Origin of the sequence: Alkalibacterium kapii (genome assembly GCF_007988865.1) — a bacterium.
Taxonomy (GTDB): domain Bacteria; phylum Bacillota; class Bacilli; order Lactobacillales; family Carnobacteriaceae_A; genus Alkalibacterium; species Alkalibacterium kapii.
Genome location: NZ_BJUY01000002.1, coordinates 54,951 through 75,634 on the forward strand (window position 1 = coordinate 54,951; position 20,684 = coordinate 75,634).

Consider the following 20,684-nt stretch of genomic DNA (forward strand, 5'->3'; position numbering starts at 1 on the left):
AATGAATAAATGAGGAGACCAACGTGAAAAAAGTTATTATCGGACTTGTCCTTACTCTGAGCGTCATTATCGTTGGGGCTATTTATGTCTATCAGACTGCCCATGCTCCTTATGCTCAAGCAGAGCAGGAGACCATTACTTTCTTGAAAGAGCGGACAGATTTGAACGACGTAAAAGATTTCTACTGGTATAACGGTGAAAAAACAACATTTACTGTCAGAGGTTCGAATGAGTCTGACGAGGAAAAATATTATATTGTGAAACCTGACGGCGGAACGGTCATTACTTTGGATGTTGCTGAAACACTGTCAGAACAAAATGCCCGAAAAATGGCTACAGATGCAACAGATCTGAAGCGTATTTTAGATGCGAAAATTGGTTTAATGGAAGACACGCCTGTCTGGGAAGTTACTTACAAGAATGAAAACGATCGGCTGGGGTATTACATCATTGATTTAAAGACAGGTGAATGGATGAGGTCTGTCGATAATATATGAGATTGATTAAATGACTAAAGGAGATACACGATGAAAAAGATACAGATTATAGACTCGAAAAAACATGTAGGAGAAAGAGTGACAATCGGTGCCTGGATCGCAAATAAGCGTTCCAGCGGTAAGATTGCCTTTCTAAGTCTGCGTGATGGTTCTGCCTTCTTCCAGGGTGTTGTGGTGAAAAGCGAAGTAGACGAAAAAGTTTTTGATCAGGCAAAAAGTTTGAATCAGGAAAGCTCCGTCTGGGTCGTAGGGACGATTCAGGAAGATTCACGTTCAAAATTCGGTTATGAGATACATATCGAAGACATTGAATTGATCAGTGAAGCGATCGACTACCCGATCACACCGAAAGAACACGGGACAGAATTTCTTATGGACAACCGACACTTATGGCTCCGTTCATCCAAACAGCATGCCATCATGCAAATCAGAAATGAAATTATTCGAGCAACGTACGAATTTTATAACAACAAAGGCTTCGTTAAAATCGATCCGCCTATCCTGACTGGAAATGCTGCAGAGAACACGACTGAACTTTTTCAGACCAGGTATTTTGATCGTGATGCTTTCTTATCCCAAAGTGGACAACTGTATATGGAAGCAGCTGCGTCGGCACTTGGCCGCGTTTTTTCGTTTGGTCCCACTTTTAGGGCAGAAAAATCAAAAACACGTCGTCATCTGATTGAATTCTGGATGATGGAACCTGAAATGGCCTTTATGAATCACGATGAATCACTGGAAATTCAAGAACAGTATGTGGCATATTTAGTGGAAAGTGTCCTGAAGAATTGTGACCACGCACTGGATATTCTTGAGCGGGACAAAGAACTGTTGAAAAAATATACGGAGCTGCCTTACCCGCGCATTTCTTATGATGAAGCTGTAGAGATGCTTCAGAAGAATGATTTTGACGTAACATGGGGAGAAGACTTTGGTTCACCGGAAGAAACCTTTATTGCCAAGCATTATGATAAGCCGGTCTTCATCGTGAATTACCCTAAAGCAATCAAACCTTTTTATATGAAAAAACACCCTGAGCGTGAAGATGTCGTTTTATGTGCAGATATGATCGCGCCTGAAGGGTACGGCGAAATTATTGGTGGATCTGAACGTGAAGATGACTATGAAACCTTACGTAAAGAGATCATCGACTTTGGTTTGAATGTGGATGATTATGAATGGTATCTGGATCTGCGTAGATATGGTAGCGTACCGCATTCCGGCTTTGGCTTAGGTTTAGAGCGTATGGTAACATGGATCAGTGGAACGGAACATATTCGTGAAGCCATCCCATTCCCACGTTTATTGAACCGTATTTACCCTTAAACAATTATTAAGAGACTTAGAAAGGAGGATTGGGACATGAACCCGGTCCTTTTTTCGTAGACTATCACTGAAATTGAATGAAATATTTAGATGTAGCCTTGAAGGAGAATAACAATGAATAAGCACCTGCTGTTTGAATGGATAAGGACAGGAACATTGGCTGTTCCCAATTATCTTTTGAAAAATTATAAAAAAATAGGTCTCGATAATGATGACCTGGTTACCCTTCTTCAATTACTGGCACTGGTGGAAAATGGCCAACGATTTCCAGATAGTCAACTTCTCGCTGACCGGCTTGCCGTTTCGAGGGAAGAGGCTTTTAAGGCCATTCATCAACTGATCACGAAAAAAGTATTGACCATTGAAACGCGAACTGATGAAGAAGGAAAAACAACGGATGAGTTCTCGTTTGATTTACTTTACGAAAAACTTGCCACCCTGTTGACGCAGTCTATTGAAAAAGAAGAGACAGAAAAGGAATTATTGGCTTCAAAAAATATTTATCAGCTTTTTGAACAGGAATTCGGCCGAAGTTTGTCAGCGATGGAGATTCAGACTTTGAATATGTGGATCGAAGAAGATAAATACCATCCCGAATTGATAGAAATGGCTCTAAGAGAAGCTGTATTGAATCAGGTTTATAGTTTGAAGTATATCGACCGTATCTTATTGAGCTGGGAAAAAAAGAATATACGTACAAAAGAACAAGTAGAAAAAGAATCCAAACGTTTCAGAAAAAACCAGGCCAATGAAGAGACTAAGGAAAAATCGGATCCCAATGAGACACCCGTACCCATGTATAATTGGCTTAAAGATAAATTGGATAATTAAATGGTTAAAGGAGACAAGAATTTGGAAAAGAACGAGACCTTGCTTTCATCTAAAGAAACGATTGAACTGATCGATGCCATGGGCGTGCTGTTTCCTGAGGCTAAGGCGGAATTGACGCATAAAAATGCATTTGAACTGCTGATATCGGTTATATTGAGTGCACAAACGACTGATGTCGGAGTAAACAAGGCAACACCGAAACTTTTCGCAGCCTATCCAACACCTGAAGCCATGATGCATGCTGATATCGATGATATTATAGACAAAATAAAAACTATTGGATTATATAGAAATAAAGCTAAGTTTTTGAAAAAGTGTGCGACTCAACTTGTTGAAGAATTTAATGGAGAAGTACCACAAACTCACAAAGAGCTCGAGAGCTTAGCAGGAGTCGGAAGAAAAACAGCCAATGTCGTAATGAGTGTGGCCTTTGACGAGCCGGCGATTGCAGTGGACACACATGTTGATCGCATTAGTAAAAAATTTAATATTGCTCCGCAAGAAGCGACGGTCAGACAAGTTGAAAATATACTGATGGACAAACTGCCGCGTGACATGTGGAGTTCTGCCCACCACCGCATGATTTTCTTTGGACGCTATCAGTGCCCAGCTCGCGCCCATGATCATGATGAATGCATCGAAAAAATCAATGTGGCCATAAAAGAAAAAAGAGAAGTTAAAAAGTTGAGTTTTAGAATGTAACGTTTTCATAATTACACCACATACGTTATAATTATAGATGTTAGTTTAAAAGTCATGAAGGGAGGATTTATGGATCAGAAACAAAGTCGTTTAGATAGAGCAAGGACTCAATATGCCCTTTACAAAGAGCGTCCGCTAGATATATCCATGGCTAGAGGGATTCCTTCAAAAAAACAACTTAAGCTGTCTGAATCTTTAGTCAATGATATAGAAATAGAGAGCTGGCTCAGCGAGGATGAGCTTGATATTCGTAACTACGGCGGCCTTTATGGTATAAAAGAAGCCAGAGAGCTGTTCGGATTGTTACTTAAAACAAAGATTGAAGAGACATTCGTTGGGGGGAATTCCAGTCTTCAATTGATGTTCGCTGTTTTGAATTATCATATGTATAATAAGCAAAATCCCTGGAGCAAAGCGAAAGATCAGCCAGTTAAATTCATTTGTCCCAGCCCGGGATATGACCGGCACTGGTTTATGCTGGATTATTTAGGTATTGAAATGATTCCAGTAGAACTGACGGGTAATGGTCCGGATATGGAAGTTGTTGAAAAACTCGTCTCACAGGATCCTTCCATCAAAGGGATGTTTGTAGTACCGAAATACAACAATCCGACAGGCGAATCGGTTTCAGATGAGGTGGTCGACAGATTAGCCTCTATGCATACGGCCGTACAAGACTTTCTGATCTTATGGGACAATGCCTATATAGTGCACCATTTAACGGATGAAAAAGTAGAGATCAAAAACATCTTGGCGGCGAGTAAAGATTCCGGTAACCCGGATCGTGTCATTCAATTCGTCTCTACCTCTAAAATGACACTCCCAGGAGCTGGAGTTTCAGCAATGGGATCCTCAACTAAAAATATCGATGCTATGGCAGAGTACTTCAGTAAACAACTGATCAGTTTTGATAAAATCAATCAGAAACGCCACGTGAAATTTTTGAAAGACAAGCAATCGATCGAAGCACATATGGAAAAACACCGAGAGATACTGGAGCCTAAATTTTCCTGGATCGATGCCATTCTTTCTGCTTATTTTGGAGGGGAGAGCCAGTCATTTGTCGAATGGACGTCACCAAAAGGCGGGTATTTCGTTCATCTGACTACTCGAGTAAATTGTGCCAGTAAGATAGTAGCGGCGATGGCGGACATCGGGATAACATTGACACCGGCGAATGCAGCCTATCCTTATGGCAGCAACCCACTGGATAACAGCATCCGACTGGCACCGAGTAATCTTAGTCTTGATCAATTGGAAATCGCGATGGAAGCTTTATGTGTCTGCATCGAAATGGTGACACTGGAAACTTATGAAAATCTCTAAGGAGGAATTGATATGTCAAAAAAAAGTTTTGGATTAGGAGCAATATTAGGGGCACTAACAGGAGCAGCGGCAGCTTATTTGCTGGCTCCACAATCAGGACAGGAATTTCAAGACGATATGAAATTAAAAGTCAAAGAAGCAAAAAATAAGGCAATCATACGCATGGATGAAGCAGTCATGGAAACAGAAATTTGGCTCGATCAGCAATTATCTGAACAGGATATTAGAAACCAGCCTGTCAAATACGAACGCACACCTGAAACTACAGCAGAAGCACCAGTTCATGCTTACACAGATACAGATGACTACACAGAATCCCCAGATGTTTTCACTGAAGAATAACTAAACCGATGATGTAGAGAGAAGCGTTGTGCTTCTCTCTTTCCTTTTTAACTAGAGAGGAGAGAGTCGGTTTTGACCGACTCCTACTCGATTGGGTGACTTCGGTCGATTATGAAATGCGGAAGTATTTGCAAGAGCCGAAGCTAATAATATTCGGCTGATACGAGTAGTAAAAAAGGAGACAAACGACCGAACGTGGATGAACTTCGGTCGATTGCGATATGAAAAGTGGTATGCAAGAGCCGAAGTTAATGATGTTTAGCTGATACGAGTATTAAAAAAGGAGACAAACGACCGAACGTAAGAAATAATAAATGAATACTAATAAAAAAAAGACTCATAAAGCAGCATGATTAGCTGAGCTTTACGAATCTTTAATTGTAAATTATTAGTCCTGGCGTTCGCCGTCTTTTGTAAAGCGAATAACTGAGGACCCCTTGTTTTCAGCGATTTCTTTTGCCCGGTCGACCGCATCGTTTTTCTTTTCAAAAGTCCTATCAGCCTGTTTAGCATTTTTAGTTCGTACTTTCCATTGGTCTTCTTCAAAGTAAACCAGTACATCATTATCCAAGAGATCCGTGCGAGCTTCTGAATCATGTTCATCATTTTTTCTTGGGCGATCAGCATGTTTATACGAACTCAGTTCCTCATCCGAGGCATTGTCAGCCCACTCTTTTGCCTGGCTTGTAGCTATAGGGATCGCACGGTCCTCTTCATAACCCTCATCAACTAAAGCATTAGCAATATCGATGGCTTTTTTTCTGACAACCTGATCGAGATTCTTGAATGAAGCCGGGTAATCGTCTAAATTCCATGGCATAGTGTTTCATCCTTTCTTATTCCTTGTTTTCGTTATATCATGAATAAGTAAAATCGTCTAATATTAACTATTGAAATGAGGCAAGTGTATGAAAAAAAGCGATAAATCAAAACTGTTCCTTCTGGATCATTTAAATCTGTTCAAATGTCCAGTTTGTGATAGTGACTTCGAAGAGATTTTAGATAATCAACTGATTTGCAGTCAAGATCATACTTTTGATATTTCAAAAAAAGGAACCCTTCATTTCCTTATGAAACCTTCTAAAACTGAGTACTCGAAAGATATGCTGTTATCAAGGCAACATATTGCTAAGATGGGTTTCTGGCAGCCCATGCTGGATGTTTTATATTCATTGCTGAAAGAAAAAGGTGGGACGACATTGGATGCAGGGTGTGGCGAAGGATCACACAGTGCTTATCTTAGAGAAAGAGGCTTAGCAGGACCTGTGATTGCTTTTGATATTTCTAAAGAAGGGATCAATTTAGGCGCGGCAACTTATGAAGATCTGTTTTTCCTTGTTGCGGATCTAGCTCAATCACCTTTTCAGTCGGAACAGTTCGACACGATACTGAACATACTCTCGCCCTCTAATTATAAAGAATTCAAACGTCTATTAAAAGATGGTGGGCAGGTCATTAAAGTCATTCCGGGACAAGATTATCTCATCGAGTTACGTTCTTTTCAGACCAAAGAAAGGCAGTTCTATTCTAATGAAAATGTGAAAGATAAATTTATTGAACACTTTGAAGATTTGGAAAGTCATCCTGTCAGGTATGCTGTTGAGCTTACAGATAGAGAAATAAAAGATTTTTTAAAAATGACACCACTAGGATGGAATGTAAAAGTCACAGAGAACGATTATAAATCATTGAGAAAAATAACTGTGGATATGGAAATACTTATTGGAAATAAAACAGCTTAGGAACGCAAATACCAGCTTGAATTTCAAAGGCTCTAAATTTGTTAAAAAGCTCGATAATCTTATAAGAATAGTCATTAATCACTTGTGCTTGCTTAATAAAAGTGATACTATAAATAACATAGTCTTATTTGGTTCATTCATTTTTATCAGCAAACCCATCAGAAGCTGATAAAAGCAAATGACGACCCAAGGGCTTCATTAACGTACCGTTTCGCAGTGCTTGACACCGAGGCGGTACGTTTTTTTTGTGAAAAATCAAAAAGTAGGCGGTGAGTCTACTTAAATTAACCCAGAATAGTGTATAATATGATTAGAAAACAACAGAGGAGAATGAATATGGATATTGTTGTATTAGCAGGAGGGTATAGCCATGAGCGTGAAGTGTCCCTGAGCTCGGGGAGTTTGATCGCGAACGCTCTAATGGAAAACGGTCATCGGGTGATACTTTTGGATCTTTATTTTGGAACAACAGAAGCGACGACTTTTGAAGAAGCCTATACTAAATTAAAAAAAGACAAATATGAATACAAAGTTAAAAGACAAATTCCTGATTTAAATGCTTTGCGGTCACAAAAAACCAAGCCAAATGAGTTGATAGGTGATAATGTTATTTCAATCAGTCAAACAGCTGATCTGGTCTTTTTATCCCTGCACGGTGAACTTGGAGAAAATGGTCAGATACAGGCTGTGTTTGATTTATATGATGTTACTTATACAGGTACTGGCTACATTGGCAGTGCGATCGCCATGAATAAGATCCTTGCCAAAGAAGTGATGTCCCAGTATGGAATTAAAACACCTAAATGGGAGGTGCTTAGCACAGAGCAATCACCTAAAATCTCTGTTCCATGCGTGGTGAAGCCAGACGCTGGCGGTTCAAGTATCGGGGTATATCTCGTTGAGAAATCCGAAGAATTAAAAGATGCGGTAAAAGACGCCAGACGGTATTCAAAAGATGTGTTGATAGAAGAAATGATCAAAGGAAGAGAGTTCTCAGTTGGCGTCCTGGAAGATAACGCTTTGCCGCCCATAGAAATCATTCCTAAATCCGGCTTTTATAACTATGAAAATAAATACCAGGAAGGGGCAACTGTCGAAATATGTCCCGCTGAAATCAGTCAGGATCTGACCGAAAAAATGCAGACGATTGCCAGGAAAGTACACAGTGTTTTAAGACTTGAGTATTACTCCAGAATTGATTTCATTGTTACAGAAACTGAAGAAATCTACTGTATTGAAGCCAATACCTTACCAGGCATGACGCCGACAAGTCTTTTCCCACAAGAAGCAAAAGCTGGTGGGATCGATTACAATACCTTATGTAACCGAATTGCCCAACTCGCTGCAGATAAAAAATAATAAAGCGAAGTAAAGAAAGAATGCAATGAAAGTGAAAGGAGTAAAAAGATGAACCAGGAGCTTAAGGAACTGATAAAAACTAAAGCAGCAGAAATCGGAATCGATAAAATTGGTTTTACTCATGCGGAACCTTTTTACTCTCTGGAAGATAAATTAAAAAAACAGCATGCAAAAGGACACCATTCAGGCTTTGAACACAAAGTTATTGAGGAACGTATTTATCCCGAGAAAATCTTTGCTGAACCAAAATCCATTATCTCGATTGCCTTAGCCTATCCATCTAAAATGCCAAATAAACCTCCTCGAGTAAAAGGAGAGCGCCGGGGAGAGTTTGCCCGGGCATCATGGGGGACCGATTACCATTATGTGTTGAGAGACCGAATGAATAAATTGATTAAATATATTGAAGAAATCGGGCCAGAAGACGTCGCCTTCAAGCCAATGGTCGATACAGGAGAACTTGTGGATGTGGCGGTAGCACAACGCGCGGGGATCGGATTTATAGGTCGAAACGGACTGCTTATCACGAAAGAATTTGGTTCATATGTTTATCTGGGAGAAATAATAACGAATCTTGAATTTGAACCAGATGAAGAAGTGACCTACGATTGTGGGGACTGCACACGCTGTGTTGATGCCTGTCCGACGGATGCTTTACTTGGAGACGGGCGTATGAATGCTATACGTTGTCTGTCCTATCAGACACAGACAAAGGGCTACATGACCAAAGAGTACCGCCGAAAAATGGGGCATGTGATCTATGGATGTGATATTTGTCAAATCGTCTGTCCTTATAATAAAGGGATCGATTCGCATATTCATGAGGAAATGGAACCTGAACCTTTTAATACGAATCCAAAACTAAAGCCGCTTTTGACTATTTCAAACCGTGAATTCAAAGAGACATTTGGCAATTTGGCTGGATCCTGGCGAGGCAAAAAACCTCTACAGCGGAATGCGATTATTGCTTTAGCGAATTATCGGGATTATTCTGCAGTCCCAGATCTGCTGAACGTTATTGATAATGATGTCAGACCGATGATCAGAGGAACTGCTGCCTGGGCGGTGGCGGTTATTACCCAAAAACGCCCGAATACTGAAGTGATCGCCTTTTTAGAAGACGCGCTTTTAAAAGAAACAGAAGAAGAAACGATCAGAGAATTCCAGGGAGCTATAGAGAATTTAAAAGCTCGAATGTCACAGCTTGAAACAAAGGAGAATTGATTTGACGAATCATATCGCTCTATTTGAACCACTCATACCGGCTAACACAGGCAATATCTCACGGACATGCGCCGGTACTAATACGAATCTGCATCTTATTGAACCTCTTGGATTCAGTACGGATGACAAGCACTTGAAACGCGCCGGACTTGACTATTGGGACAAAGTGGGAATCTTCTATCATGAGAATCTGGAAGCATTTTTAGAGGTTGTAGGGGATAGCCCACTATATTTGATTTCTAAATTTGCCGAAAAAGTATACACGGATGTCGATTATTCAGATACATCCAAGGATCATTACTTTTTATTTGGAAAAGAAACGACAGGTCTGCCTGAAACCTTTATGAAGAAAAACCCTGAAAAGTGCTTACGTATACCTATGAACGATGAGCATATCCGGTCTCTCAATCTTTCAAATACGGCCAATATCCTTATTTATGAAGCATTGAGACAGCAGCATTTTGCCGGTTTAGACAGGGTGCATACTTACCAAAATGATAAATTAAAGTGACAAGTCAGAAACAATACAAACGTTGACCATACAAAAACGGCATCCTCCTTTATAATCAAAGGGGATGCCGTTTTTTTAAAAGTCAGTATTTACATTTCATCTGGTGCTTCGACACCTAAGATCCGCAAGTCTTCTTTCAAAACTTCAGTTGTGGCAAAGACTAGAGCCAGGCGAGCTTCTTTTTCATCGTGTTCATCTAAAACACGGACATTTGCATAAAAACGATTGAATGCCTGAGCCAAATGAATGGCGTGTTTTGCAATAATTGAAGGTTCGTAATTCAAATAAGCACGTTTCACTGTGTGTGCATATTCTTGAAGCAGCTTGATGACTTCCCAGCTATAGTCGTCACTGAGTTCAAAGTCACTTGATGCATCAAAATCAAAAACGCCGGCTTTGCTTAATATGCTCATAGCACGAGCTCGAGTATACTGGACATAAGGGCCGGTTTCGCCTTCAAATTGAACGACTTCCTCGATTGTAAAGTCAAAGTTATTTAAACGATCATTTTTGAGATCGTGGAACACAACGGCACCGACACCCACTTGTTCAGCTACCGTTTCTTTGTTCGGCAAATCTGGATTTTTCTCTTCTATCTGCTGCAAGGCCAATGAACTCGCTTCGGAAAGGACGTCTTCCAGCAAGACAACTTTACCCTTACGCGTAGACAGTTTCTTTCCATCCTTAGTGATCAGACCGAATGGAATATGATGAATATCATCAGCCCATTCAAAACCGGCTTCTGTTAAAACAGCTTTCAACTGATTAAAGTGGTTGGACTGTTCCTGACCAACAACATACAGAGATTGAGCAAAATCATACGTCCTTTTTCTATAAATAGCGGCAGCCAAGTCCCGTGTCATGTACAAAGTGGCGCCATCGGATTTCATGATCAAAGCCGGATTCAAGTCATACTTTTCCAGATCGACGATATGAGCGCCCTGGTCGGCTGACAGTAAATGCTTGCTGTCAAGAAGTTCAACGACTTCTTCCATTTTGTCATTGTAGAAGGCCTCACCATTCGTAGAATCGAAGGAAATATTCAAACGATCATACACTTTGTTGAATTCGTTGAGCGATTCTTCTCTGAACCATGTCCATAATTCCACTGCTTCCGGATTGCCGTTTTCCAGTTCTTTGAACCATAAGCGACCTTCTTCCAAAAGAGAAGGGTCATCTTCAGCCACTGCATGGAATTTGACGTATAAGCGGAGCAGTTCTTTGATCGGCTCCTTTCTGACGTCTTCCTCAGACCCCCATTTTTTGTAAGCTGTGATCAGCTTGCCAAATTGTGTGCCCCAGTCTCCAAGATGATTGATACGGATAGGCGTATACCCAACTTTTTCAAAAATATTAGCCAAAGAGTTTCCGATAACCGTTGAACGCAGGTGACCCATAGACATTGGTTTGGCAATGTTTGGAGAAGACATATCGATAGGAACGTTGCTTTGGTTACCAATGTTCAAGTTACCAAAGTTATTTTTCTCTGACACGACTTCTTTCAAGACCGCATTAGAGACGATTTCTTTTTTAAGGAAAAAATTGATGTAAGGTCCGACGATCTGTTTTTCTTCTATAAGTGGGGAAGAAACAGACTGACCAATCTCCTGTGCTATTTGAGCTGGATTTTTCCTGAATAATTTTGCCAGCTGGAATGTGGGAAAGGCAACATCACCATGGTCGGCATGTTTAGGTTTTTCGAGTAAATCTTTTATTTCATTTAATTCGAGTTGATCGCTGAGTTGTTCGTGCAGCGTTTCAGCTATAAGTTGTTTATAGTCCATTCAAAGACCTCCAGTAATTGATTTCAAAACACGATCGTTTAATACGTGTATAAAAAAAGGGCAATAATTTTCAACATCTAAAATCACACCGTCTCTTTTTACATAAGTATTAAGCACTTGTATTATAGCAAAGCTCAAAGGCACTAGCAAGATGTTATACAGAATGCCGGACAAACAGACATCACTTATTTAGTACTGTTAATGAGTATTGGATGCATGTTTATTCGAAATAAGGTATAATCGTGCTATACATATACATTAGATAATGGAAAGTAGGGAGGAAATGAAAAAAACAGAAAGACAGTTACTTATAAAACAGATTATTTTAAATAACGAGGTGTCTACTCAGGATGAACTGCTTGAGCATCTTTCTGAAAATGGAGTCCGGGCAACTCAGGCAACGATATCCAGAGATATCAAAGAATTGAATTTGGTCAAAACATCTTCGTCCGACGGTAAATTAAAGTATACTATTTATCAGAACAATCAAGTGACGATGGAAGAAAAACTGAATTCAACCATAAGAAGCGTTGTGGTAGAAGTGGCTCAAGTACAGTTTATCAATGTTGTTAAAACCTTACCAGGAAACGCCCATGTTATTGGAGCTCTGGTCGATGATATTCATTACCCCGAAGTAGTAGGGTCTGTTGCAGGGAATGATACGATCGTTTTGATTTCAAAAACTGAAGAGGAAGCAAAAACGGTTTTCCAGCATTTTGATGGAGAACTGCAAAAAGTGACATAAATGTATAAATAAAGAGATAAGGAGCTGTATTAATGTCAACTATAGACTTGAAAGCTTTGCAGAATGGTTCTGATATCAGAGGTTTTGCACTGGATACAGAAAAACAGAAGAAAAATCTGAACGAAGAAACGATCAAAAAAATCGCTCACGGACTTATCCATTGGTGGTCAGGTAAATCAGAAAAAGAATTATCTGAAACAATTATTACGATTGGTCATGACAGCCGTTTGACAGGTCCGGCCATTAAAAACTGGCTGACTGAAGTGTTTACAAAACTGGGTATCAATGTGATAGATGCAAATATGGCAACGACTCCGGCACTTTTTATGTCGACACGATACAAGAATTTCCAGTCTGATATCGGTATCATGATCACAGCCAGTCATTTGCCAATGGAATATAATGGGCTGAAATTTTTTACACATAGTGGGGGTCTTGAACACGAAGATATTGAATCACTGTTGACTTTAGCCGAAGAAGAAGTAGAAGGCACTGGTGCTGCAGAGACAAAAGCTGTCGAAAAAGATTTACTGTCCGTCTATGCGGAAGATCTAGTAGGGAAAATCAGAGAAGCGCTAAACGTGGATGACTCGAAAAACCCTCTATCAAACCGCAAAATCATAGTGGACGCAGGGAATGGTGCCGGGGGATTTTTTGCTGATAAAGTCCTGGAAGTTTTAGGTGCGGATACTAGTGGCAGTCAGTTCCTGGAACCGGACGGAACATTCCCGAATCACGAACCCAATCCGGATAATAAAGAAGCCATGAAGAGTATTTCAGATGCTGTTTTAGAAAACGAAGCAGACTTAGGAATTATTTTTGATACTGACGTTGATCGCTCGGCAATTGTTGATAGTAAAGGTAACAGTATCAACCGCAATAATTTAATTGGCTTGATCGGCGCTATTGTTCTGGATGAAAATCCTGGAACGACTATCGTTACCAATTCACCTGTATCTGACCATTTGATTCAATTTGTTGAAGAAATGGGAGGTAAGGTAGACCGCTATATTTCAGGCTACCGCAATGTCATCAATCGCGGGATTTCACTGAATGAAGAGGGAATAGATTGTGCCTTAGCTATAGAAACGAGTGGTCACGCCGCTTTACGTGAAAACTACTTTCTTGATGACGGGGCCTATCTTGCAGCAAAAATCATTGCCAAAGAAGCTGAAATGGCCGAAGATAATAAAAGTGTAACAGACCTGATTAAGCATCTGGAGCAACCAGCCGAAATAGAAGAAGTGCGGTTCGTAATAACAGATGATGATTACAAAGAATTAGGGATGGAAACTCTCGAGCGCTTCGCTGACTGGGTAAATAATACAGATGGCTTTACCTTAGTTCCTGATAATCTTGAAGGCAAACGGGTACAAATCAGTGAACCTTATGGTAAAGGATGGCTCTTGCTGCGAATGAGTCTCCACGAACCAAAGCTCGTTCTGCAAATTGAAAATGACCATGCAGGAACGATATCAGCCATCAAAGATAAATTGAAGACATTTTTCCATTACGAAAGTCGTATTGACAATAGCCAACTGTAGTATAAAAACTAAAACAGCCTACCTCGATTAAATGGTGATTGAGGTAGGCTTTACTAATGAGTTTAGACCTCTTTGATTGAATAAAAATCACTCATTTTTGAAAAGACACTGTAAAAGTCTAAGGATTATGAATTTCGGCTTATTCGAGTCGTAAAAATGAATACAACCGTCCGAACCGGGAAGCACTTCGGTCGATTAGATTACGAGAACTGATTGTAACTGCTGAATATTGAAAAGTTCGGTTATTTCATGATATTATGCTACCTTAAATCAAATCCAAAGATTACAAAATTAAACTCTCCAGTAAAGTCAATATAATTAATTAAAATTAAAAACCCGTTATTTACAGATTAGGACCTGTTTATAACGGATTTTTACTAGTTAGAATCTCTAAATAGACTGAATCGTCATACTCTATTATACGTTCGGATTATAAAGCCATCTCTGATCATCCTTGGTGAGCAATTCGTCAGATTCGTCTGGTCCCATGGAACAGGCAGAGTAGAAAGGAATATTATCCAAGTTCTCATTCCAAGCATCCCTTATATAATCTACATATTTCCAGGAAGCAGCAACTTCACCCCAATGAGCGAAATGCGTTTCGTCACCATTCAAAACATCCAGCAGAAGCTTTTCATAAGCTTCTGGTTTCGACTTGATTTCTTCTTTGGAACAAATCGAATTTAATCTGACTGGGCAGATATCCATGCCCGGGCCAATTTGTTTATCGTTCAACTGAAGTTCAAAACCTTCATCTGGACTGATATGGATCGTTAAAAATGAGTCGCCTTCATCAAAAAGCTGGTGATCGGTTTTTTTCCAAAGTACATCGATGCGAGAAGTTTTCTCTTTCATTCGCTTACCCGTTCGAATATATATAGGAACACCACGCCACTTATCTGTATCAACAATCACTTTTCCAGCCACGAACGTTTCAGTCATCGAATCTGCACTGACTTTTTCTTCTTCACGGTACCCCTTCAGTTTACCATCCTCGGAAGTTTTATATTGTCCTCTGACAAATTCTTCTTTTACATTTGGCTTTTTAAGAGATTCAAGTACAGCCAATTTCTCTTTTCGGACATTGTCGGTAGTAAAGGACTCTGGTTCATCCATGGTCAACAGACTGACGATTTGCAGGACATGATTTTGAACCATGTCTCTAAGAGCACCACTTTTATCGTAATATTCACCGCGTTCTTCAACACCTAGATCTTCTGAAAGAGTGATCTGGATAGATGAGAGAGACTCGCTATCCCAGCTTTCCTTTATTAAACGGTTTGAGAAACGAAGAGCGAGGATCGCCTGAATCATTTCTTTCCCTAGATAGTGATCGATTCGGTAAATCTGATCTTCATCAAAGGAGTCGGTGATTTCGTTATTCAATTTTATCGAAGATTTCAAGTCTGTTCCAAAAGGTTTTTCAATGATCACACGATTGAAACCATTCTCAGTTACCAGATTCTGATTTCTCAGATGAGTCGTGATCGTTCCAAAAAAGGCTGGAGACATGGAAAGGTAAAAAATACGGTTTCCTTCAATATTATACTTATTGTCCAGTGAATCGGCCAGGTCTTTAAGAGTATGATAGTGTTCAGAATTCTTCACGTTATGTGACTGATACCTAAAATGACTGGAGAAGTCTTCTGCATCCTTATCAGATTCCTTGATATCGTCAATGGCATCCTTGACAACAGACTGGTAATAATCATCAGACCATTCTCTGCGCGCTGTCCCGATTACGGCAAAATGATCTTTCAAGTATCCTTTTGTATACAAGAGATATAATGCTGGATATAATTTCCTGGAAGCTAAATCTCCTGTTGCTCCGAATATAATATATAAAGCTTTCTTTTCTGTGGACATTATTTCCCTCTTTTCTACATGACAAACATGTTAATACATCTCAATACTATTCTACTTTTAATTGGTGTAGCAATCAACTGAATTGTCGCAAAGAAGCGATTGTTTCTATATAAAGCGTTTTTATTGCAAAAGTGAATAAAGATGAATTACAGTTGAATAAGAGAGACAAGCGAAAGGAAGGATACAAATGCAGAAATACGAACAGCTGGACAAGAACTATATTGACGGTAAATGGCGTGATGGAAACAGCCAGAAAGTGATTGAATCGATCGATCCATATAAAGAAGAAACGTATATGTCACTGCAGGTCGCTTCGCTTGACGATTTGGATGAAGCATACGAGAGTGCAAAAAATCACCAAAAAGAGTGGGCTGAAACGAACCCATTCAAAAGAGCTGAAATCATGAAAAAAGCGGTACAGATCATGAAAGACAGACATGACGAAGTGATCGATATTCTTGTGAAAGACTCAGGCTCCACTTTGGCAAAAGCTGAAATGGAAATGAATATCACTACTGGAATCATGGAATTGGCGGCAGATTTTCCGTTTAAAATGGAAAAAATCGTCAATGATTCAATGATACCCGGCAAAAAAAATCATCTCATCAGAAAAGCACGAGGAGTAGTGGGTGTGATCGGTCCTTTTAACTTCCCGCTTTATTTAGCTATGCGATCAGTAGCACCAGCTTTGGCTACAGGAAATGCAGTCGTACTAAAGCCAAGCAGTCAGACGCCGATCAGTGGCGGCAATATTATTGGAAAGGTCTTTGAGGAAGCAGGACTTCCAAAAGGATTGCTGCACGTTGTTCATCCAAAATCGTCTGAAATTGGGGATGCGTTCTATTCACATCCTGTGCCGGATATGATTTCTTTCACAGGTTCCACAAGCATTGGTAAGCAAATAGGAGAAGTATGCGGAAGAGAAGTGAAAAAAACGATCCTGGAGCTTGGCGGGAACAATGCCATGGTTATTTTAGACGATGCAGATATGGATTTAGCAGTGAAAGGAGCGATTTACGGACGGTTCATGCACAGTGGTCAAATTTGTATGGCAACGAACCGTATTATCGTTGATGAATCGATATTTGATGAATTTGCTGAGAAATTTGTTGAGATGGCACGTTCACTTAAATACGGAGATCCGACGCAGGAAGGTACGCTGATTGGTCCACTTATTTCAGGTGACGAGGTCGACCGTCTGCTTGATGAAATTGATAAAGCGAAGTCAGAAGGCGCAGAAGTCCTGCTTGAAGGAAAACGTGAGGGCAACGTCCTGACACCGGCTATACTAAAAGGAACAAACGACATGACAACGGCCCAGCATGAAATGTTCGGTCCAGTCATAACTTTGATACCTGCAAAAGATGAAGCGCACGCTCTGGAACTGGCTAATGATACCGAAGCTGGTTTAAGCGGAGCCGTGACTTCAGGCGATACTAAACGCGCTTATGCCTTTGCGGAGAAGATGGAAACAGGTATGATCCACATCAATGATCAAAGTGTCAATGATGAACCTTACATTGCTTTTGGCGGAGAAAAACAGTCAGGAGTCGGACGGTTTGGACGCGAGCATTCACTCGATGAATTTACGACATGGAAATGGATTTCTGTTCAAGAAGAACCAAGAAACTATCCATTTGAATAAAGAGTGAAAATATAAAAGCGGCATCTTCTTTTGGGAAGGTGTCATTTTTGCGTTGTTTACTATTTGCTATAGTCATAGCGGCCAGGCTTTGGTACAATGTGAGTTGAAAAGAAATGAGGAATGAAAAATGACACATCCATTTGATAGATTTAATTTGAATGATTATTTGATAGAAGCGATAAGTGACATAGGATTTAAAGAACCGACTGAAATCCAGGAAAAAGTGATCCCAGTAGTGAAAAAAGGACGAGACATCATTGGACAATCACAAACAGGATCCGGGAAGACGCATGCTTTTCTGCTGCCGCTTTTTAACCAGATCGACCCGGATAAAGAAGAAGTACAAATCGTCATTACGGCACCAAGCCGAGAACTGGCTGAACAACTTGCGAATGCTGCATCACAGTTGGCCAGTTATTCAGAAAAACCGATCAATGTCCAGTCTTATATTGGCGGCACTGACAAGAATAAACAGATTCAAAAACTGCAGCATGCGCAGCCTCACGTAGTTATTGGGACACCAGGACGTTTGGTCGATGTCATTGAGAGTAATGATTTGCTTATATATACGGCAGATTATATGGTCGTGGACGAAGCGGATATGACCCTGGATATGGGTTTCTTGGAAGATGTTGATAAAATTGCCGCCCGTTTACAGGAAAACGGACAAATGCTCGTTTTTTCTGCAACAGTACCACAAAAACTGCAACCGTTTTTGAAAAAGTATATGAATAATCCAATTATAATCGAAGTGGAAAACAAACAGGTAATCGCAGACACTGTCTCAAACTGGCTGATTTCCACAAAGGGAAAAAATAAAATCAATTTGATTCATCGACTTTTAACAATAGGACAGCCCTATTTGGCTCTGGTCTTCGCTAATACGAAAGAATACGTGGATGAGATCGCTGAAGAGCTGAAGAAAAAAGGTTTGAAGGTCGCCGTGATCCATGGTGGGATTTCTTCCCGCGAACGTCGTCGAGTCATGAGGCAGATCCAAAATCTGGAGTATCAGTATATCGTGGCCACAGACTTGGCTGCTCGCGGTATCGATATCGAGGGCGTTTCCCATGTCATCAATGCGGAAGTTCCTCAAGATCTGGATTACTTTGTTCACCGAGTGGGGCGTACAGGTCGTAACCAATTAAGCGGAATTGCCATTACACTATATGGTCCGGACGACGAACAGGACATTGTGACGATTGAAAAACGTGGAATCACTTTTTCGCCTAAAGAAATTAAAAATGGCGAAATCGTCGATTCCTATGATCGAAACCGTAGAAATCAGCGGAAAGGCAAGAATGTGCAAAAGACCGACTTCGATCCTGAAATACACGGGTTAAGAAAAAAACTGAAGAAAAATGTCAAACCGGGATACAAGCGCAAAATTGAACGTAAAAAGCAGGATAAAAGAAGACGTGCCAAACGATTAAACTCTAAAGATAATAAATAAATAAAAAAGTTCTTCACACTGATTCTCAGACACATCAGTAGTGAAGAACTTTTTTTAAATTTTTTGTTTATCTATATAAGCTTTTAAAGAACGATAGACGAAATAGAGTGAAAAGCCTAAAGTGATCTCAAAAGTATAGGGAATAAACAGGCCTAAGGTTTCAAATATAGCGAAAATCGTCGTAGGAACACTTAAAGCGATCAGAGCCATGCGGGCGATTTTTCCAAAAGGAAGAGTGATCCGAGAAAAAGTCTTCAGTATATTCGCAAACAAAGCAATGATCAGCCATTCATACAAGAGACTGATACTGCTTGCCAAATATGTGACCACAAAGGTAAATATGAGGACGACTGGTGAGAAACGTCCCATATCCTGCATGATATCCTTGAAATTCGAGTCAGTGAAACGATCGAGCTGAGTATAAGAAACAGGTAAGGACTGGCCCATAATATTTAAGTAAAATTGATCATCCATCAAACCGATACCGATAGGCACATTCAAACGTTCAACATTACTGTCGATTTCTTCTTCTTGTATGGAGTTATTAGGGTCAAAGAAGAAAAGAAAAGACTCTGTCTGATGTACATATGATTCTGTTTCCTCTTCGGTCACAAGCTTATCGTTTACGATTTCAAAAGATGGGAGCTTTTCAGTGATTTCCTGTCCGTCTTCTTTGAGATTTCCCATCACGTTCATTAAAAGGGAAGCCATGGATACAGTTACGATAAGACTAAGTAAAGCAAAATAGTAAAATAACTGTTTTCTGGACATTTTGACAGCCTTGTAGAGCTGTTTTGGAGCAGTGAAACCGAGTTTTAAATAGTCTTTCATTTAGCAAACGCCTTTCTAATTTAGATAATAAGATAAGTCTACTTCTAAACAAAGGAAAATGCAATCATCCATTAGTCGTAGAAGGAAATTCGCGTGTCATTATTATGAAAGGAAAAATTTATTCAATGCATATCATTTGATAAGTGTATCTTAAATGTTAAAATTAAAGTGTAAGATAAAAAGTACAGGAGGAATGTTAACTATGGCATACACTTTACCAGATCTACCTTATGCTTATGATGCATTGGAACCGACGATCGACGAAGAAACCATGCATCTCCACCATGATAAACATCATGCAGGCTATGTAACTAAAACAAATAAAGCTCTGGAAAACCATCCAGATCTCGCTGAATTAAGTATCGAAGATTTAATGAAGAAACTGGATTCAGTTCCAGAAGACATTAAGACAGCTGTAAGAAACAATGGCGGCGGACATGCCAACCATTCACTATTCTGGAAAGTCCTTTCACCAAATGGCGGTGGAGAACCAGCGGGTGAATTAGCTGATGCAATCACAGAAACTTTTGGTGACTTCGAGTCATTCAAAGAAAAATTTGCTGCAGCGGCAACCGGACGTTTTGGTTCAGGATGGGCATGGCTCGTTGTTTCTGATGGGAAATTGGAAGTCATGAACACCTTGAATCAGGATTCCCCTTATTCAGAAGGCAAGACCCCTATTTTGGGACTGGATGTCTGGGAACACGCATATTACTTGAACTACCAAAACAAACGTGCGGAATATGTGAAAGCTTTCTGGAACGTTGTAAACTGGGAAGAAGTATCAGACCGTTACAATAAAGCTAAATAATTTCAAAAAATCAAATCGTGCATGTCAAAAGGCCGGGAAATCTCTCCCGGTCTTTTTTACATAAAAAAGTCACAATTCCAATGGTAGAATTCACTTTTGTGTCATAGCATTATTCACTTGAATTTGGTAAACTAGTACGAGTATA

General features: G+C 40.0%; 19 protein-coding genes. 15 read left to right on the forward strand and 4 right to left on the reverse strand.

Features of this window, described 5'->3' with window-relative positions; translation table 11 throughout:
* Positions 1-23 precede the first annotated feature (23 nt).
* The 6 genes from AKA01nite_RS01180 to AKA01nite_RS01205 all read left to right on the forward strand — a co-directional run bounded on the left by AKA01nite_RS01180 (position 24) and on the right by AKA01nite_RS01205 (position 5,024).
* On the forward strand, positions 24-497 hold the full coding sequence (locus AKA01nite_RS01180) for a cell wall elongation regulator TseB-like domain-containing protein (RefSeq protein ID WP_146922973.1): 474 nt from the start codon (positions 24-26) through the stop codon (positions 495-497).
* Positions 498-527: 30 nt separating this feature from the next.
* Complete coding sequence (gene asnS, locus AKA01nite_RS01185; protein ID WP_146922975.1) at positions 528-1,823, forward strand: asparagine--tRNA ligase; 1,296 nt, start codon at positions 528-530, stop codon at positions 1,821-1,823.
* A gap of 114 nt (positions 1,824-1,937) precedes the next feature.
* Positions 1,938-2,654: a DnaD domain-containing protein gene (locus AKA01nite_RS01190; protein WP_146922977.1), complete on the forward strand. Its 717-nt coding sequence runs from the start codon at positions 1,938-1,940 to the stop codon at positions 2,652-2,654.
* 39 nt (positions 2,655-2,693) lie between these two features.
* On the forward strand, positions 2,694-3,356 hold the full coding sequence (gene nth, locus AKA01nite_RS01195) for an endonuclease III (RefSeq protein ID WP_146923177.1): 663 nt from the start codon (positions 2,694-2,696) through the stop codon (positions 3,354-3,356).
* Between the two features lie 69 nt (positions 3,357-3,425).
* Complete coding sequence (locus AKA01nite_RS01200; protein WP_146922979.1) at positions 3,426-4,682, forward strand: aspartate aminotransferase type Ic; 1,257 nt, start codon at positions 3,426-3,428, stop codon at positions 4,680-4,682.
* Positions 4,683-4,694: 12 nt separating this feature from the next.
* Complete coding sequence (locus AKA01nite_RS01205) at positions 4,695-5,024, forward strand: YtxH domain-containing protein (protein ID WP_146922981.1); 330 nt, start codon at positions 4,695-4,697, stop codon at positions 5,022-5,024.
* Positions 5,025-5,412: 388 nt separating this feature from the next.
* On the opposite strand, the gene AKA01nite_RS01210 is transcribed toward AKA01nite_RS01205, so the two are convergent.
* Positions 5,413-5,844 carry a DUF2188 domain-containing protein gene (locus tag AKA01nite_RS01210; protein ID WP_146922983.1) on the reverse strand — a complete coding sequence of 144 codons (432 nt, stop codon included), beginning with the start codon at positions 5,842-5,844 and terminating at the stop codon, positions 5,413-5,415.
* Positions 5,845-5,932: 88 nt separating this feature from the next.
* Between AKA01nite_RS01210 and AKA01nite_RS01215 the strand changes: the two genes are divergently transcribed.
* The 4 genes from AKA01nite_RS01215 (at position 5,933) to trmL (ending at position 9,860) form a co-directional block, all read left to right on the forward strand.
* Positions 5,933-6,766, forward strand: coding sequence for a methyltransferase domain-containing protein (locus AKA01nite_RS01215; protein ID WP_146922985.1), 834 nt, complete (start codon positions 5,933-5,935; stop codon positions 6,764-6,766).
* 336 nt (positions 6,767-7,102) lie between these two features.
* Positions 7,103-8,125, forward strand: a complete 1,023-nt coding sequence (locus AKA01nite_RS01220) for a D-alanine--D-alanine ligase family protein (RefSeq protein ID WP_146922987.1) — start codon at positions 7,103-7,105, stop codon at positions 8,123-8,125.
* 48 nt (positions 8,126-8,173) lie between these two features.
* Entirely contained in the window at positions 8,174-9,349 is a 1,176-nt protein-coding gene (queG, locus tag AKA01nite_RS01225; RefSeq protein ID WP_146922989.1) for a tRNA epoxyqueuosine(34) reductase QueG, read from the forward strand.
* A gap of 1 nt (position 9,350) precedes the next feature.
* Entirely contained in the window at positions 9,351-9,860 is a 510-nt protein-coding gene (trmL, locus tag AKA01nite_RS01230) for a tRNA (uridine(34)/cytosine(34)/5-carboxymethylaminomethyluridine(34)-2'-O)-methyltransferase TrmL (RefSeq protein ID WP_146922991.1), read from the forward strand.
* An 89-nt stretch (positions 9,861-9,949) separates the two neighbouring features.
* Here the strand turns inward: trmL and argS are convergent, their stop codons facing one another.
* Complete coding sequence (gene argS / locus AKA01nite_RS01235) at positions 9,950-11,644, reverse strand: arginine--tRNA ligase (protein ID WP_146922993.1); 1,695 nt, start codon at positions 11,642-11,644, stop codon at positions 9,950-9,952.
* A gap of 283 nt (positions 11,645-11,927) precedes the next feature.
* Between argS and argR the strand changes: the two genes are divergently transcribed.
* Positions 11,928-12,389: an arginine repressor gene (gene argR / locus AKA01nite_RS01240; RefSeq protein WP_146922995.1), complete on the forward strand. Its 462-nt coding sequence runs from the start codon at positions 11,928-11,930 to the stop codon at positions 12,387-12,389.
* Between the two features lie 32 nt (positions 12,390-12,421).
* The gene (locus AKA01nite_RS01245; RefSeq protein ID WP_146922997.1) at positions 12,422-13,933 is read left to right on the forward strand and encodes a phosphohexomutase domain-containing protein; all 1,512 of its coding nucleotides are present in this window, start codon (positions 12,422-12,424) and stop codon (positions 13,931-13,933) included.
* Positions 13,934-14,350: 417 nt separating this feature from the next.
* Here AKA01nite_RS01245 and zwf read toward each other — a convergent pair whose 3' ends face one another.
* The gene (gene zwf / locus AKA01nite_RS01250) at positions 14,351-15,799 is read right to left on the reverse strand and encodes a glucose-6-phosphate dehydrogenase (RefSeq protein ID WP_146922999.1); all 1,449 of its coding nucleotides are present in this window, start codon (positions 15,797-15,799) and stop codon (positions 14,351-14,353) included.
* A gap of 187 nt (positions 15,800-15,986) precedes the next feature.
* Here zwf and AKA01nite_RS01255 point away from each other — a divergent pair, with 187 nt between their 5' ends.
* Both AKA01nite_RS01255 and AKA01nite_RS01260 read left to right on the forward strand, forming a co-directional pair.
* A complete protein-coding gene (locus AKA01nite_RS01255; protein WP_146923001.1) occupies positions 15,987-17,444 on the forward strand; it encodes an aldehyde dehydrogenase family protein in 1,458 nt (485 codons plus the stop codon).
* A 127-nt stretch (positions 17,445-17,571) separates the two neighbouring features.
* Entirely contained in the window at positions 17,572-18,897 is a 1,326-nt protein-coding gene (locus AKA01nite_RS01260) for a DEAD/DEAH box helicase (RefSeq protein ID WP_146923003.1), read from the forward strand.
* A gap of 54 nt (positions 18,898-18,951) precedes the next feature.
* Here AKA01nite_RS01260 and AKA01nite_RS01265 read toward each other — a convergent pair whose 3' ends face one another.
* Positions 18,952-19,728 (reverse strand): DUF1189 domain-containing protein, encoded by a 777-nt coding sequence (locus AKA01nite_RS01265; protein ID WP_146923005.1) that lies wholly within the window; start codon positions 19,726-19,728, stop codon positions 18,952-18,954.
* Between the two features lie 202 nt (positions 19,729-19,930).
* On the opposite strand from AKA01nite_RS01265, the gene AKA01nite_RS01270 reads away from it, so the two are divergent.
* Positions 19,931-20,539 carry a superoxide dismutase gene (locus AKA01nite_RS01270; protein ID WP_146923007.1) on the forward strand — a complete coding sequence of 203 codons (609 nt, stop codon included), beginning with the start codon at positions 19,931-19,933 and terminating at the stop codon, positions 20,537-20,539.
* Positions 20,540-20,684: the final 145 nt, after the last annotated feature.